Origin of the sequence: Oligosphaera ethanolica, assembly GCF_030814695.1 — a bacterium.
GTDB classification, from domain to species: Bacteria; Verrucomicrobiota; Lentisphaeria; order Oligosphaerales; family Oligosphaeraceae; genus Oligosphaera; species Oligosphaera ethanolica.
In genome coordinates this window covers 1,277,835-1,292,530 of sequence record NZ_JAUSVL010000001.1, presented here as the reverse complement: position 1 = coordinate 1,292,530, position 14,696 = coordinate 1,277,835, and the positions used below count along the sequence as shown (strand labels likewise).

Genomic DNA, 14,696 nt, shown 5'->3' with positions numbered 1-14,696 from the left:
ACCTGCCTACAGCCAGAGCAGGGTGAGGAGCTGCTGCCCGGGGACTGGCCAAAACAGTCCGGACACAGTCCGGGGCAGTTCGGGGAGTGTTTCGGTTAGTTCCAAGGTGAATGATCGTGCCGACAGTTGCCTGATTTCGGCTTGGGGGAAATCCAGCCAGAGTTTGGTCAACGGGTATTGGCTTTTGAAGAAGGCTTCCTTGGCGGAGAATCCCAGGGTTGCCTGCAGCTTGGCTGTTTCCGGGGAAGCGATGGTCGTGGTCTGTAGAACCTGCTGTTCGGCGGGAGTGAAAACGTACGGCCACAGATCGGGAGTGACAGCACCGATAGATTCCAAATCAACACCGATGGAGCGGCAGTCATGAAGACTAGCCAAGGCGGCGGCACATTGGGACTCGCTATGGGAGATGGAGCCGGCAACGCCTTCCGGCCAGCGCGGGCAGCGCGAGGCGTCTGCCGGAATGGCCCCAGCGGGATAGCCCGCCTGGACAAGAAGTCGTCTGGCGAGAGTGCGTCCGGCCGTGAACTCGCGGCGGCGTTTGGGGACTGCGCGCGCGAGTTGCTGGCTTTCTTCAGGAAACAGGTCGCCCTGGAGCTGGTCGATGGGCTGACATTCGAGACGAAGCCAGTCAGGAAGGCCGGTAAAGACGTCCATGGCGCGCATCAGTATTCCTGAAGGACTCGTTGTGGGTGCGGGGGGTAGAGTGGGAGACCGTCCGGTACAACGCCGGCACTGCGGGTTGTCGTCAATTTGGCTTCGGCGACCATGTCGGGGAAGAGATAATGGACGATTTTGAATCCGATAACCGCCAGGGCGTTCGTCGGCCAGTTGGCCTCGTTCCAGAGGCTGCGGTTGCAGATGAACGCCAGACTGCAGGCCTGTCCCGGGAGTGAAATCATGGCGGCGTCATAGCCGGCGATTTGGCCGCGATGGCCAATGACATCGTAGTTGGAATTGTTGCTGGCATCGGCTTCGTGGGCCATACCTAGTCCGAAAGCGTTCCTGAGATTCCAGTCTGGCTGGGTGCCGCTGAGGATGAAGAGACGCCATTCGGTGGGGGCCGCTTTGAGTTGTCCCAGGTCAATTGCATTGGTGGAGATGGCCTCCATCCAACGGGACAAATCGGCGGCGGTGGAAATCATGGCTCCGGCGGCCCCGACGAGGCTGGTGTCGAGCATGGTGACGTCGGCCAGGCCGCTGGGCAGGGACGGTTCGCCGAAATAGTTCGCCTTGTCCATATAGCCATGGGCGTAGGAATCATCTGCCGTGCCGCTGAGACTGGGCCAGAGGACGCCCGGGTCGGGATAGGCGGTGTGTGCAAGGCCCAGCGGGACGATGAAATTCTCCCGGATGTATTCGCGGGCGGTCTGTCCGGTCAGCGTTTTGATGAGTTCATCGACGACGATGTAATTGGTGTTGGAATAGGATACTTTGAAGCCTGGGGTGCCAGTCTGAGCTCCCTCGGCATTGCCGCCCTCGGCATTGCCGTCATTGACTATTTTGAGCAGCTGGTCGTTGGTCATGCCGTTCTCGGGCGTGAAGAGATAGGGCATGGCCCACTTCTCAATGAAGTTGGTGTAGCTGGCCAGACCGGAATTGTGTTGCAGGAGCATCCGGATGGTAATTTTGTCCACGTCGTAATTTGCGAGTTTGGTTCTCAGGGTTTGGTCAATGGCGGAGATTGGCTGGTCTAGCCAGCATTTGTTTTCTTTGATCAGCTTGAGAATGGCCATGGCCGCGAAGGTCTTGCTGGCACTGCCTATACGCATGAGATGCCCGGGTTGCATCGGGATGCCTTCCGCTCGCGACTCCTCCGTGGGCTTTTGCGCATAACCGACAGCAGCTTCCCAAGGGGCTTCGCCCCAGAACTTGACGGCGAAAGTAATGCCGGGGATGTCCCATTGTTGGCAAGCGTTGTCGGCCAGTTGCGTGATGTCGTTTTTTTGGCTATCGCTGAGCGAGCGGGTCAGGGAATTGGTGCATAGTTGTTGTCGGGGGCTGAAAATCATATAGCCTTGACCGGGAATGAAGGCGTTGTCCCGGTGTAATTCCCAGCGGTTGGTCAGCCACTTATAGACGTTGAGAGTGGCGAAGTCCACGGGATTCAAGACGACCTCGTTGAGCGAATTGGTCAGGGTTGGCCCCACGAGATTCCAGCCGGGCTGAAGAGCGAAGCCGGTAGTGGTGGCGGCGGCAGTGCTCAGAGTGACGTCGACCGCTGACGTCGCCCCCTGAAAGAGCCAGAAGGCGTACCCGGCGGGGGGGTACTCCTGGGAATGGACGTAGACTTCGTTGGCCAGGTAAAATTTGTTGTCGGTGGCGAAATGGGATAATTGCGGGTCGCTTCCGGTAGTGCTGAGCAGATTCCAGCCGGGTCTGACGGTGATTGCCGTTGTGACTTGGTTGGGTACTTGCCCGTACGCGATGGTGGTGACGAGACCGGTAACGAGACCGGCGAAGAGGAACGTGAAGAGAGCACGGAGTGGGCGGTGATTTTTCATGAGACACATCCTCTTTTTGGGGTGGGTGGATGACCAGGGATCAGAACGTGATTCTCAGCAGCCATTTGATAGCTGTATTGTGCTCTTTTCCTCCGATATGCCGAATGACGGCGTTTTCTTCCTGATTGAGTTCGCCTCTCAAGATGAGGCTGACATGCTTGTGCACGTCGAACTGGAGTGAGCAGCCGAGTTGCCAGCGGTCGTCCATGTCGCCGTCCGTGAAGCTGAGATAGCGCGCATCGGGCCGCACGGAGAAAAAGTCATTGACTTTCCAGATGGTGCGGATTTGGGCGATGGCCGCCGCGCCCGCTGCGTCGTCTTCGCCCGTGAAGGGGGGGGAGAAGTGTTTCAGGAGGCTGATGTCGTAGCTGACGTGTTCGTAGCCGGCGGCGAGATAGGGCGTGATTTGCAGGTTCGGGAGCGGGAACCAGTCGTAGCCGACACCGAGGAGGAGATCGTTCCGGGAATCGACGAACATCGTATCATCTCGTTCATTGATGATGCCAGTGGAGGCGAACCAGCACTTGTCAAAATCCTGGCGGAGGAAATTGCCTACCCTGTAGGTGGTTTCCTTCGTTTCCCCCATCAGCCCATAGTCCTTGTCTTTGTGGGAGAGGGACAGGTCGGAGTACCAAGACCAGATGCGTCGTCGCAGGACGAACGAGGCATGGCCTGAGAGCTCCGTGCCCGATTCGTTACCCGTGAGTCTTTCGCCGGAGAACTGGAGTTCGAGATGTTTCTGGAATGTGTCCAATGGCTCGCCGTTGCGGCGGGAACTGACCTTCCACCATTCCGGTGCTTGGACGGAGGGAGATTTGTTTTCCTGCGCCAAGCCAGCGAAACCAAGCAGACAGACGAGGGTGAGGGCAAAAACCAGTCGGTGATGCATGTTGGTGTTTTTCATCATAATCGGTAGTGTTTTCATGTTGGTTGTGGAAAGAACGACAGGCGGCTCACGATTTTGGCACTATGGGCCCCCGCGAGTCATCCCTGGAGATGTTTCAAAGCTTCGGTGAGTTCTTCTGGCGAGTAGTTGGCGAGGAGGTCTTCGATGTCAGCCGATGCGGCGGAGGGCGCTTGCGCTTCCAGAAAATCTCCTTGTTTGTCGAAACGGGGAGTGTCAAAAATGTCCCGTACAGAGAGCGCTAATCCCAATTCCGATTGGACGAGAGCGGATAGTTTGACTGCCCGCAGGCTGTTGCCGCCCGCCGTGAAAAAGCTGTCCGTTGCCCCGAAGGCAACGCCGCCCAGGACGGTTTCCCAAAGTCGTCTGAGCTTCTGCCTGACGGGTGTCAACGGAAGAGGGTCTGATGTCGTTTCCACGGCTTGTTCCCATGGGGAGGGTAGCGCTCGCCGGTCAATCTTGCCATTGGCGGTGAGCGGGATTTCCGGGACGAAGAGGAATTTGGCGGGAATCATGTAATGCGGAAGTTTGGCCGCGCAGAAATCGTGCCAGTCTTTTGGCGCCTCCTCGGCGCGGCCGGTGAGGTACGCCACGAGTTGCGTGGAGCCATCGACTGCGAAGGGGAGGACGATGGCCTTGTCCACAGCGCTGGCCTGGCGGAGGCAGTTTTCGATTTCGCCGACTTCCACTCTGAAGCCTCGCACCTGAACCTGGAAGTCGTTGCGCCCGAGGTAGGTGGCCTGTTTAGACTCCGGGTCGATGCGTCCCAGGTCGCCGGAATGATAGACACGTTCATCGGGTCTGAGCGGGTGCCGGCCAAAGCGTTTGGCATTGAGTTCGGGGCGGTTGAGATAGCCCAGGCAGACCCCCGTTCCAGCGATCCACATTTCCCCGGCTATTCCCGGCGGCTGAAGATTGCCAAAGCGATCGACAATCCAGATTTCAGTTTCGGGGATGGGATGGCCGATGGGACTGAGACCGCGACTGTTGGCTATTTCAGCCGCAGTCATTTCATGGCAGGAGACGTGGACGGTGGTTTCGGTTATGCCGTACATATTGACCAGTCTGGTGTGTTGCAGGGGCACAGCGGCCAGCCAGGGCTGGAGGAGTTCGGGAGTCAGGCGGTCGCCACCGAAGATGATCGTCTTGATGGACTGCAGTTTGTCCATCCCTTTGATTTTTGCCACTTCGCTGAAGCGGTAGAAGGCCGGGGGGACTTGATTGAAGACGGTGACTTTTTCACGCACCAGGAGGTCGTAGAGGGCGAACATATCGCGGATTTCTTCGACGGCGGGAATGACGAGGCGTCCCCCGTAGAGGAGTGCGCCGTACATTTCCCAGACCGAGAAGTCGAAGCAGAACGAATGGACGTTGCTCCAAACGTCGCGGGAGCTGAACTCGAATTCCATCCTACTATTTTTGAGCAAACGGACGACATTTCGGTGCGAGACCATGCAGCCTTTCGGGATGCCCGTGGACCCTGACGTGTAGATGACGTAGGCGCAATCGTCCGGCAGAGGCTGTGGCATGCGTAAGTCCGCCGTTTTCGTCTCCTGCAGTGTCGCCAGTCGCTGCATTGCAATGTCCGCCGGGAGAGGGGGCATATCGTCTCCGATGATGGCGAACGGCGCTCCGCAGTCGGAAAGGATGAATTGCAGTCGTTCCTGGGGGTACATTGGGTCGAGGGGGACGTATGCGCAGTCGGCCTTGAGGGTGGCGAGCATGGCGATGACCATGTCGCTGCTTTTTGAGAGCCAAAGGGCGAGCCGGCTCTTTGGCGCGTAGCCGGGCATGCTGCGAATGCCGGTGGCGACGCGGCCGATCGCATCCATGAGCTGGGCGTATGTCACATCGGGTCGATGTGTGCAGGTGATGGCCACCGCCTGAGGAGTTTGGGCGGCTTGTTTTTCCAGCAGGTCGATGAGGTTGGCTTGGCGTGGATAGTCGGCTTTCCGGTCATTCCAGTCGCAGAGCCACTGTCGTTCGTCCTCGGTCAGCAAATTCAGCCGTGAGAGTGGCTGGTCGTGAGCTGTCGGGAGTTCGCGAAGAAGCAGGAGAAGGTGTGCTGCCAGATGCGCGATTTGGGCTTGGGAATAGACGTTCTGGTTGAACATGAACCGGAAGCGGAGCTGTTCGCCTGACGGTTCGGCAATAAGACTCAGGGGATAGTGCGGTTGCTCGAAAGAATGGAGCGCGCGCATCTTGGGGCGTCCCGCTGTCCCACCGTCTTCACCCTGCCGGAGTTCCTCACTCATGGGATAGTTCTCCAGGACGAGAAGGTGGTCGTAGAGTTCAGGAATCCGGCAGGCATCCTGGATGTCGGACAACTGCAGGAACTCGAACGGCCTGGAGTCGTTTGCCTGTTTCTGCAGCTGACGAAGCGCCTGTTCGGCGGTGATGTCGTCATTGAGCTGGAAGCGGACAGGGATGGTGTTGATAAGGAGCCCGATGGTGGTGTCGATGTCCCTGACGAAGGGTGGCCGCCCCGAGACGATGGTTCCGAAGACGACGTCGTCCGTGTCCGCGAATCGCGCCAGGAGGACAGCCCAAGCGGTTTTGAGTGCGTTGAAGAGCGTGGCGGCGTTGGCTGCGGCCCAGTCCCGGACGCGTGCCGTGTCGGCGGGTTCGAGAATCGCGGTGTGTTCGGCCGCGCTGTACAGTCTCTGTTCGTCACTCTGCTGAGGCCATGGGGGGAGTCTGGAGGGGCCGGCGAAGCCTTTGAGGAGATCGCGCCAGAAATCCTTGGCAAGCGTTCTCGGCTGCTTGTCGAGCCAGTCGAAGTAGGGGAGTAGCCCCGGGCGGGCGGCGGGGGCGTTTTTTTCTCCCTTTTTCAGCGTATCGCAAATTGTCAGTAGGTCTCGGTAGAGCAGTTCGACGCACCATCCGTCCATGAGGAGATGATGATGACTCCAAACGACGCCGGTGCTACCCTTGCCGCATTCGAGTAGCGCGACTCTCATCAGTGGCCCGGTGGTGACATCGAAGCCTGTGGCGCGGTCCTTTCGCGCCAATTCCTCCAGTTGTTCCTCGTCGCTGCCGGGGCGACAGCCGCTCGGTACTTGGATACGCGTGACGGGGAGCGAGAGGTTGCGATGGATGAGCTGCACGGGCGTCCCGTCCCCCGGGAGTGAGTGGAAGGTGGCCCGCAAAGTCGGATAGCTCTGGAAGAGGAGCTGGAAGGCCTCCGCGAGGCAATTGGGGTCGACATCATCGAGAAGGAAGCTGAATTGCTCGAAATAGGCGGGTGAATCGGGTTGCAGTCTGGCCTGGAAGAAAAGACCGTCCTGCATGGGGGTAAGCGGCCAGCAATCTTCAATGTCCACAGGCGTGAGCCCCAATCCTGGCAGCAGGCGACGGCCTTCGGGAAGCCGCCATGCCTGTGCGGGGCGGTCGTCCTGTGGACTGGTCGGCGCCGGCTCAGCTAGTATTTCCCTGATGGCCGCCGCCGTGTGGTCGAGGAGTGCCTGGGCGACATCTTGTGCCGCGGGGAGAGTGGCTGCGGTGACGGTGAGATGGAGACCGCCATTATCGCGGAAGGCGAGAAATTCGATCGGTGAGACGAAGCCTCTGGCTGCGTCCTGCTCTTCTGCGACAGGGTCCGGGAGGAGAGCGAAGGCGTGATGGACTGTCGTTTCGCGGTCGAATTGTCCCAGATAGTTGAAAGCGAAGGGCGGCAGGGGAAGACGGCTGAGTTCTTCATCGTGACCGAGATAGCGCAGGATTCCGAAGCCGAGTCCCTGGTCGTTGACCCGGCGTGCCGTGTCGCGGACGGCTTTGACGGTCACGTCGCAGTCGGGGGTTGGCGAGGGGAGATGAAAGCAGAGCGGGTAGGCCGAAGTCAGCCAGCCGGGGGTGTTGGAGAGGTCAAGCTGTCCCGTGAATTCACTGGGGATGCGCCCGTGGTTTTCGCGGAGGAGCCCGATCGTCTTGTCTCCCGTCCAGACGGCGAGCGCCTTGACCACGGCGGCCAGCAGGAGCTCGTCGCTGCGCGTGCCGAACCTGTCGTGCGCCGGCCCAAAAAGGTGGTCGGCGAGTTCTGGGGGCAGGAGGAGTTCCGCGCGGCCGACGGTATTTTCGGTGTTTGCCGCTGCGGACAGCATTTTTTGGTGGCGGGTAGCCTGGAGCATTTCGCGCCAGAAAGGTTTTTCGGCCTCGGCTTTCACCAAGGCGCGCCGGCTGTTGATGGCGCCGGCATACTGTGCGAAAGAGGCTGTTTCGGGTGGCAGCTTGGTGAGCGGACGCGCGTTTTTGCTATCGGTCCACAGCATCGTCCATTCGCGTAGGAGTATCTGCCAAGTCATGGCATCGGCAATCCAGTGATGGAGGGCGACGAGCAGTCTCGTCTGGCCCTTCTTTCTGGGCTGGATGGCTACGACGAGGAGGGGGCCTGCCGTCAGGGAGAGGAGACCGCGCGTTGTGTGAACGATGGTGGATTCGTGGGTCTTGGCGGGGTACTGCGTGACCTGAAAGGCTTTTTTCCCAAGCGGTAGGGCCTGCCCGTCCTCCCGTAAACCGGTGGCAAGCGCGGGATGCGCCTCGAACCAATGGGCGATGATCGCCTCAAGCGCTGCGACGGTGACGTCGGAGGGGGCGGAGAGCCACGCAAGCTGCAGATAGGCCTCGCCGGGCTTTTCGCCTTTTTCACGATACCAGCTCTGGAGGGGGGAGAGGCCGACGACTGCGGCGGCCGGCTCGGAGGTGACTTGAGACGGCGAGGAACAGCCGACGGACGGCACAGCGTCTGCCCGAGTGAGTTTCCGGGAAAGTTCGTCGAGAATCGGGTGCTGAAAAATCTCGTTGACTTCCAGTAGCCAGCCGTGGTCAAATAACCGGGAGATAATGAGAATGGCCTGGATGGAATCACCCCCTTGCTTGAAATAGTGGTCGGCAAGGGACAATCCAGGATTCCGCAGGATGCTGCGACAAGTCGCCAAAAGAGCTTCGGCTGCTCCGGGGAGGGCTTCGGTTGCCATCGCCGCCGTTACGGGGACTTTCTTGATTGCCTGTCGGGGCTGCGGGATGGTCGGCGAGGCGATGGGCAGTGCGTCGCCGCTGTCTTCCTGGTTGATGATTTGGCTGAAGAGATGATGGAATTCCTCTAGCCAGCGTTGGGCTGTGGTTGCTTCCAGGAGTTGCTTGGGATAGGAGAAATTGACGATGATATCGCCGTCCGTTTCAATGACATCGAAGAGGATATCGAACATCCCGGCCCCCTCGAACTGTTCGATTATTTTACCTTGGAATCCCTGGCAGCGGAGCTCGCGCCGGCCAGCGTTTTCGTAGGAGAACATGGTGTCGATAAGCGGGGCGCGGTCAGTGGCCGGGGGGATATTCAGTCGTTGCAGGAGTTCACCGAAGGGGAGGTTGCTATGTTCCTGGAGTGCGAACAGGCGTTCGCGAACATCGTCGCGCAGGGTGGCGAACGAAGTTCCCGGCTGGATTTTTTCTCTTAGGATGACGGTATTGACGAACATCCCGACGGCCGTTTCGCTGTCAACTCCTATTCGTCCACTGGCGGGCAAGCCCAGCAGCAGGTCGTTTTGGCCAGTGAGCCGATGCAGCCAGGCGGTGTAGAGGGCCAGCATGACGGCGAAACCTGATGATTTATGGCGTCTGGCGTAGTGCCGGAAGGCAAGCAAAGCCGGCTCGGGCAGCCGCAATACCAGTCTCTCGCCATGGAAGTCTTGGACTTCGGGGCGGGGATGGTCGAGCGGGAGTTCCAGGCGGGGGAGTGAATCCGGTGATTCGGGCAGGATGTGCCTCCAGAAGACCTCGTCTGTTTGGGCCTGTTCGCTGAGCAGATAGTCGTCCAGCCGTTGTTGCAGGTGTCTGGCTTGAAGCTTGACTGCGGGGAGTGCCTGGTCGTCGTAGAGTTGTAGGAATTCGTTGATGATGACATTGATGGACAAGCCATCGACGGCTAGATGGTGCATATCCAGGAAAAGGAGATGCTCATGGTTTGACGTTTTCATGAGTCCGACCCGGAGCAGTGGGGGTTCGGCCAAGTCGAAGGGTTTGACGAAGCGGCTCAGGATGTCCAGCGGCGGGTCCTGACTGGGTGGGAGCGTCTCCAGGTGGAAGCGGGGTTCGCTGATGATGTGCTGATAGAATTCCCCATCCACGACAACGAAAGAAGTCCGCAATGATTCGTGTCGACATATCACTTGGTGGAGGCAGTCTTCGATTTTGTCCCGGTCAATTTCCCCGGTGAGTTCCCATATTCCGGAGAGATGGTAGGGCATCTCTGCGTCTTTGCGCTTGGTCAGGGAGTAGATGCGTCGTTGCACCGAGGACATCGGGAAGAAAAAGCGACGCTGGTTGGGTGAGGCGAAAGCAAAGCCGCCTTGGCGCAGGGTTTGGACGGCATCTTTGACGGCGGCGACGATTTCTTGGCAGTCCGCGTCCGAATGGGCGGTGGAAAGATTGCAGCCATGGAGCTCCCAGGTGAAAATGCCGCGTTCGAGGAGGAGGTGGTAGAAAAGCTCCATCTCGAACGGGAAGGACTGGCTGTCGAAACGGAATTGAGTCCCGAAATGGCTGAATTGAATGGGGACGTTCTCTTTTTCAAAGAAAACGTTCAGCGAATCGGCCATGCGCCGAATTCGCTCGCGCAGGGCGGGATACAGTTCGGCGGACACGGCCTCAATGTGGTCGAGCACAGCATTGGCGGCTGCCAGGGCCAGCGGGTGCCGGTTGTGCGTCCCTCCGGTGGAGATGTTGTCGGTGCAGGGGAAGGAATCGTCGTCGAAGTTCCAGACGCCGCCATCAATCCATCGCATCAGCTCGGCCTTGCCGGCAATGACGCTCAGCGGCAGGCCGCCGCCGATGATTTTGCCGTAGACAGCCACGTCGGCATGGACACCGAACCATTCCTGGGCCCCGCCCGGGGCAATGCGGAAGCCATTGACCATCTCGTCGAAAACCAGGGGAATTCCACTGTCGGCGGTGACTTTGCGCAGTTGGCGGAGGAAGCGTTGGGGTTGCAGGCTGACTTTTCGCCCTTGGACAGGCTCGACAAAGACCCCGGCCAGTTCGTTTGCTCTTTGCTTGATCACGTCCAGGGCTTCATCGGAACCATAGTCCAAGATGAGGATGTCCTGGACGAAAGCTTCGGGGATGCCAGGCGACATGGGGATGGTGCCGCGTTCGCTTTGCCCACCCAGCATATCCGAGCAGATGCCGTGATAGGCACCGGCAAATTGGACCACCAGCGAACGGCCTCTGGCCGCCCTGACGAGCCTCATGGCAAGCATGACGGCATCGGAACCGGTGACGAAGAACGCGGCGCGGTCGAAGCCCGTCAACTGGCAGATTTTGCGGGCGACAGAACCGGCGAGCGGCGCCTGCCAGCCAATGGCGGAAGATTGAAGCATCTGGCTGCGGATGGCATCGTCAATGAATGTTGGGGAATGGCCGAAGAAATGGGCCCCCATGCCCATGGCCAGGTCGATGTAGCGGTTGCCGTCCATGTCCCACACGTATGAACCGGCGGATTTGGCCGCGAGGAGGGGGAAGCGCATTGCCTTCGTATCTCGGCGAACTTGCACAAAGAACTTCCAGTCCGCCAGCCAGGGACGGAATTCCTCTGTCCACTGCTTGGAAGCGGGGCAGCGTTGCCATAGTCGTTGGATCAATGCCTGGATGAATTTGTGCTGGGCCTTGGTCAAATCGGAGCGCGGATTAGGGTCGACTCCCGTGAAGCGCAAGCGCATTTCAGTGGCGGCGCGCCGCTCTTCCTCGGTCGCATTGTCGGTAACCGACTTTGCTTTGGCAACGGGTGCCGCAGGGGTGGCGGCAGTGGCGGGGGTGGCGGCAGGCCCGGTGTGGGCGAAGAACTGCTGCATCAATTCAATGTGCGCCATCATGACCTTATCGACGGAGTTATCTTGCGACTTATCTCCGGAGATGGTGGTGGTGACAGGCGGTGGGCCGTCGGCGGTGGGCGGTTTGGGGGCGGTGTTGTGGACGGCGGCGGCATAGCCGGTACGGGTGGGACAAGCCGCGAGTTTGTTGGCGAGTTGTCGTACGCTGTGCAGATCGTCGTAAAAGCTGCGGATAGGGATTGCCAATCCGTAGTCCTTTTCGATGACGCGTCCGATTTGGACAAACATTAGGGAATCCAACCCCATCGCGAGGAGGTCCGTGTCGGGGGTGAGATCGGCAGCTGGAATGCCGCTGGTTTTGGCAATTACCTCGGCTAGATAGGCGAATGCTATTCGCTCAGTGTCCATATAAGTCACCGTCAGTTTTGCTTGATGCCTGAGAGTTGTTGGTGCTACGCAGGTTGAGGTACTGTTGCATTAGTCTGAGATGCTCTTGCATGATGTGGAGGTTCGTTGCGGATTGTCGCCCCAGGCGGGCGCGTTCGGCTGCCGCCGACCAGCATCGCTGGCGGTCGAATACCGGTGCGGCCAAACGGGGGCGGCCGGCAGAGCCGGTCAATGGTGGCTCCGCCAGAATGATGTGGGCATTCGTCCCGGCAAAGCCAAAGCCGCTGATACCCGCGATTCGCGGACGGTCGCTGCGTGCCCAGGGCGACAGGGTGCGGTTGACTTCCAAGCAGCCAGAAGACCAGTCGAATTCGGCAGTCCCGTGCTCAAAATTGAGGTGCGGTGGCAAGGCGTTATGGCGCATGGACAGGAGAAGCTTGCAGATGCCGAGCATTCCGGCGCCGGCCTCAAGGTGGCCAAAGTTGGTTTTTACTGAGCCGATGCGCAATGGGCGGCGACGCGTTGTGGTGGCGAAGACATCGGCCAGGGCGTTCAGCTCCATGGGATCGCCGGCGGGTGTAGCCGTGCCGTGGGTTTCCAGGAAATCCATGTCGTCGGGGGTGATGCCAGCTCCCTGCAGGGTCTGGCGAATGACATCGACTTGGGCGAGGCCGTTGGGTGACATCAGACTGTTGCTGCTGCCGTCCTCGTTGATGGCTGAACTAAGGATAAGACCGTCCAGGCGGTCGCCGTCCCTCAGGGCATCCGGCAATTTTTTCAAGATGATCATGCCGGCGCCTTCCCCGCGCACGAAGCCGTGAGCGGCCGCGTCGAAAGTTTGGATGCGGCCATCGGGGGCGAGTAATCCCAATTTGTCGAAATTGATGGTCATGGCCGGGCTGAGGATGAGGTTGGCAGCTCCGACCAGGGCCAAGTCGCAGTCGCCGTTCTGCAGGCTGCGACAGGCATTGTGGACGGCGACCAAGGAGGAAGAACATGCGGTATCCAGCACGTAGGCCGGGCCGTGGAAATCGTGGAAGAAGGCGATTCTGCCAGCGGCGGGGGCGAAGGAGCAGCCGGAGCCCACGTATGGGGTCAATTCATTGAGGCTGTCCAGATTCGTGTGCTGGACGGCGAAGTCGAAGCCGCTTTGACCGATGAAGACACCCGTTCGCGAGCCAGCGAGGGCTGTTTTGGCCAAGCCGGCGTCGGCGATGGCCTCGCAGGAAAGCTCCAGGAGGAGTCGTTGCTGGGGGTCGAGGCATTCCGCCTCTTTTTTGGACATTCGAAAAAACTGGCAGTCGAAGTCTTCGACCGGGCCGAGAAAGGAGCCGAAACGGCAACGCATTTTGCCGGGTGCGGTGGCATCGGGGCTGTAGTAGTCGTCGACTGACCAACGGTAGGCGGGCACTTCGGTGATGGCGGATTGACCGTCACGGAGAAATTGCCAGAGCTTATCGGGTGAGTCGCAAGCTCCCGGGTAGCGGCAGGCCAGGCCGATGACGGCGATGGCGTTGTCGGGGATGTTCTGGATACTGGGGGTGCAATTCCCAAAAGTGGGTAGCGCCTATGCAGCCAGGCCATTGAGTAAATCGGCGTAGAACATGCTCCAGTTGTTGGTTTTAAGCTGACACCTCAGGTGGAGTGCCGCCTCCGCGTTCTCCAGCTTCCAGAACGTGCCCGCACCTTTGATTCTCAGGTTCACGATTCTGCGCACGGCGCTTTCAATCGCTCCAGAGCCAATCGGCTGTTTCTCTCTGCTGAGCCTGGCATAGTCAATTGCCGACATGTTGGTTTTGAAATACGCATATTCCCGCCTGATGACCGCGTTGCCACGCCGTCTTGATTTGGCCAGTTCAGCAAGGAACACTGCGGGAGGAGCCTTCTTGAGCAGTTTTTTCATGTTGTCGAGCCACGCGCGCTTCTCGATCTGGCTTGCAAACGTCTTAGCCTCCGCGACGCGTGCAAGATGCTCGACCGCGTGGTAGTAGTCAAGGCAGGTTGACACGCGCGCTCTGTCGATGCCGACTTCTTCGATAATCTGGTCAATCCTGTTCCATATCCATTTTGCGCCGTCGCCCAGGAACGTGATTGATTTCGCGTTCTGCGCGCCCATCGCCCTGAGCTCCGCCACCAGCAGCCGAGTGATGTCCTCCGGGCCGCCGATGGTGCCGTCGCAGCGTTCAAGTCCCTTGCGCATTTTCCGGCCCTCGGCGTCCAGTTCGTAGATGATGAACAGCTTTGGTTCGCGCCAGTCGGCGGCATAGGTATGATAGCCCTTGGCGGTCTTGCGCCCGCGCTTGTTCGTTCGTATGATGACGCGTCCCCCGTCCATGGCGACCGCGAGTCTTTTTCCCTCGGCCTCGTTGCTCACACGAAGACAAGCGAGCCGTCGTTCCCTCGCTTTCAGGGAAGCATGACCGACAGCCCGGCTGATCGTGCCGACGCGCTTGGCCGAAATGTCCCGGCCCCGTAAGCGCAACGCATTGGACGCCTCTTCGTAGGAGTCTCGCAGCCCTTCCAGCGTGACATCCTCGCACAAAGCAGGCGAAGCGCCGGCAAGGACGCCTAACAAAAGCAAAGCGGGAAACCTGCCTGTGCCCGCCACGCCGCGTCTACCCGTGCCGCGCTTGCGCCCGCGACGCTTCTCTTTTACGGGCAGATAGTAGGCCCCGGTAATCGAGGTATACTTCCCATGCTTGAGCTGAATGCTGGTCAGCCTTTGCCCGTGGTACCGGAGTTTTTTTTAGCGGGCCTTTCTATTCGGACGTCTCCCACCGTCTTTTGCAGCACCTCCGCCACGATGTCGTCCATCGCCTGTCCCAACAGGCGATCCGGTGTGTTTTCCGCTTCCTTGAAGGTCTTCGCCGACGGGCTCCGGTTGAATGTTTTCAGCGCCTGGACGATCTCGGCTTTGCGTTCGAGAAGCTTTTTTTCCACCAGGGCGTTCAGTTCTTCGTCCGTCATTCCCATTTTCCTTGATCTCCTTGATGTTGAGTTCAGACAGTTCCTCGATGATTGCCCATGCGCGCTCATACATGGCCACGGCACGCTCAAACGCTTTTTCCTCGGACGGCTTCA

At 59.4% G+C, this 14,696-nt stretch carries 7 protein-coding genes; all 7 read right to left on the bottom strand.

All coding sequences use genetic code 11. The annotated features are described in order from the left end of the window. Window positions 1–6 precede the first annotated feature (6 nt). The 7 genes from J3R75_RS04430 to J3R75_RS04400 all read right to left on the bottom strand — a co-directional run bounded on the left by J3R75_RS04430 (window position 7) and on the right by J3R75_RS04400 (window position 14,582). Window positions 7–663: a 4'-phosphopantetheinyl transferase family protein gene (locus tag J3R75_RS04430; RefSeq protein ID WP_307260145.1), complete on the bottom strand. Its 657-nt coding sequence runs from the start codon at window positions 661–663 to the stop codon at window positions 7–9. Beyond that, window positions 663–2,501: a serine hydrolase domain-containing protein gene (locus J3R75_RS04425; protein ID WP_307260143.1), complete on the bottom strand. Its 1,839-nt coding sequence runs from the start codon at window positions 2,499–2,501 to the stop codon at window positions 663–665. The genes J3R75_RS04430 and J3R75_RS04425 overlap by 1 nt, the downstream gene beginning before the upstream one ends. A gap of 40 nt (window positions 2,502–2,541) precedes the next feature. Then, window positions 2,542–3,390, bottom strand: a complete 849-nt coding sequence (locus tag J3R75_RS04420) for a DUF481 domain-containing protein (RefSeq protein WP_307260142.1) — start codon at window positions 3,388–3,390, stop codon at window positions 2,542–2,544. A gap of 95 nt (window positions 3,391–3,485) precedes the next feature. Continuing rightward, window positions 3,486–11,636, bottom strand: a complete 8,151-nt coding sequence (locus J3R75_RS04415; RefSeq protein WP_307260140.1) for a non-ribosomal peptide synthetase — start codon at window positions 11,634–11,636, stop codon at window positions 3,486–3,488. Then, window positions 11,626–13,125: a beta-ketoacyl synthase N-terminal-like domain-containing protein gene (locus tag J3R75_RS04410; protein ID WP_307265484.1), complete on the bottom strand. Its 1,500-nt coding sequence runs from the start codon at window positions 13,123–13,125 to the stop codon at window positions 11,626–11,628. The genes J3R75_RS04415 and J3R75_RS04410 overlap by 11 nt, the downstream gene beginning before the upstream one ends. A 57-nt stretch (window positions 13,126–13,182) precedes the next feature. Beyond that, window positions 13,183–13,989 carry a hypothetical protein gene (locus tag J3R75_RS04405; protein ID WP_307260139.1) on the bottom strand — a complete coding sequence of 269 codons (807 nt, stop codon included), beginning with the start codon at window positions 13,987–13,989 and terminating at the stop codon, window positions 13,183–13,185. A gap of 341 nt (window positions 13,990–14,330) precedes the next feature. After that, window positions 14,331–14,582 carry a hypothetical protein gene (locus tag J3R75_RS04400; protein WP_307259863.1) on the bottom strand — a complete coding sequence of 84 codons (252 nt, stop codon included), beginning with the start codon at window positions 14,580–14,582 and terminating at the stop codon, window positions 14,331–14,333. Between the last annotated feature and the right edge of the window lie 114 nt (window positions 14,583–14,696).

Bases quoted from the DNA above. Each gene is read 5' to 3' on its own strand.
- J3R75_RS04400 (WP_307259863.1), bottom strand. From the start codon at position 14,582: ATGACGGACGAAGAACTGAACGCCCTGGTGGAAAAAAAGCTTCTCGAA.
- J3R75_RS04425 (WP_307260143.1), bottom strand. From the start codon at position 2,501: ATGAAAAATCACCGCCCACTCCGTGCTCTCTTCACGTTCCTCTTCGCC.
- J3R75_RS04415 (WP_307260140.1), bottom strand. From the start codon at position 11,636: ATGGACACTGAGCGAATAGCATTCGCCTATCTAGCCGAGGTAATTGCC.
- J3R75_RS04430 (WP_307260145.1), bottom strand. From the start codon at position 663: ATGCGCGCCATGGACGTCTTTACCGGCCTTCCTGACTGGCTTCGTCTC.
- J3R75_RS04420 (WP_307260142.1), bottom strand. From the start codon at position 3,390: ATGCATCACCGACTGGTTTTTGCCCTCACCCTCGTCTGTCTGCTTGGT.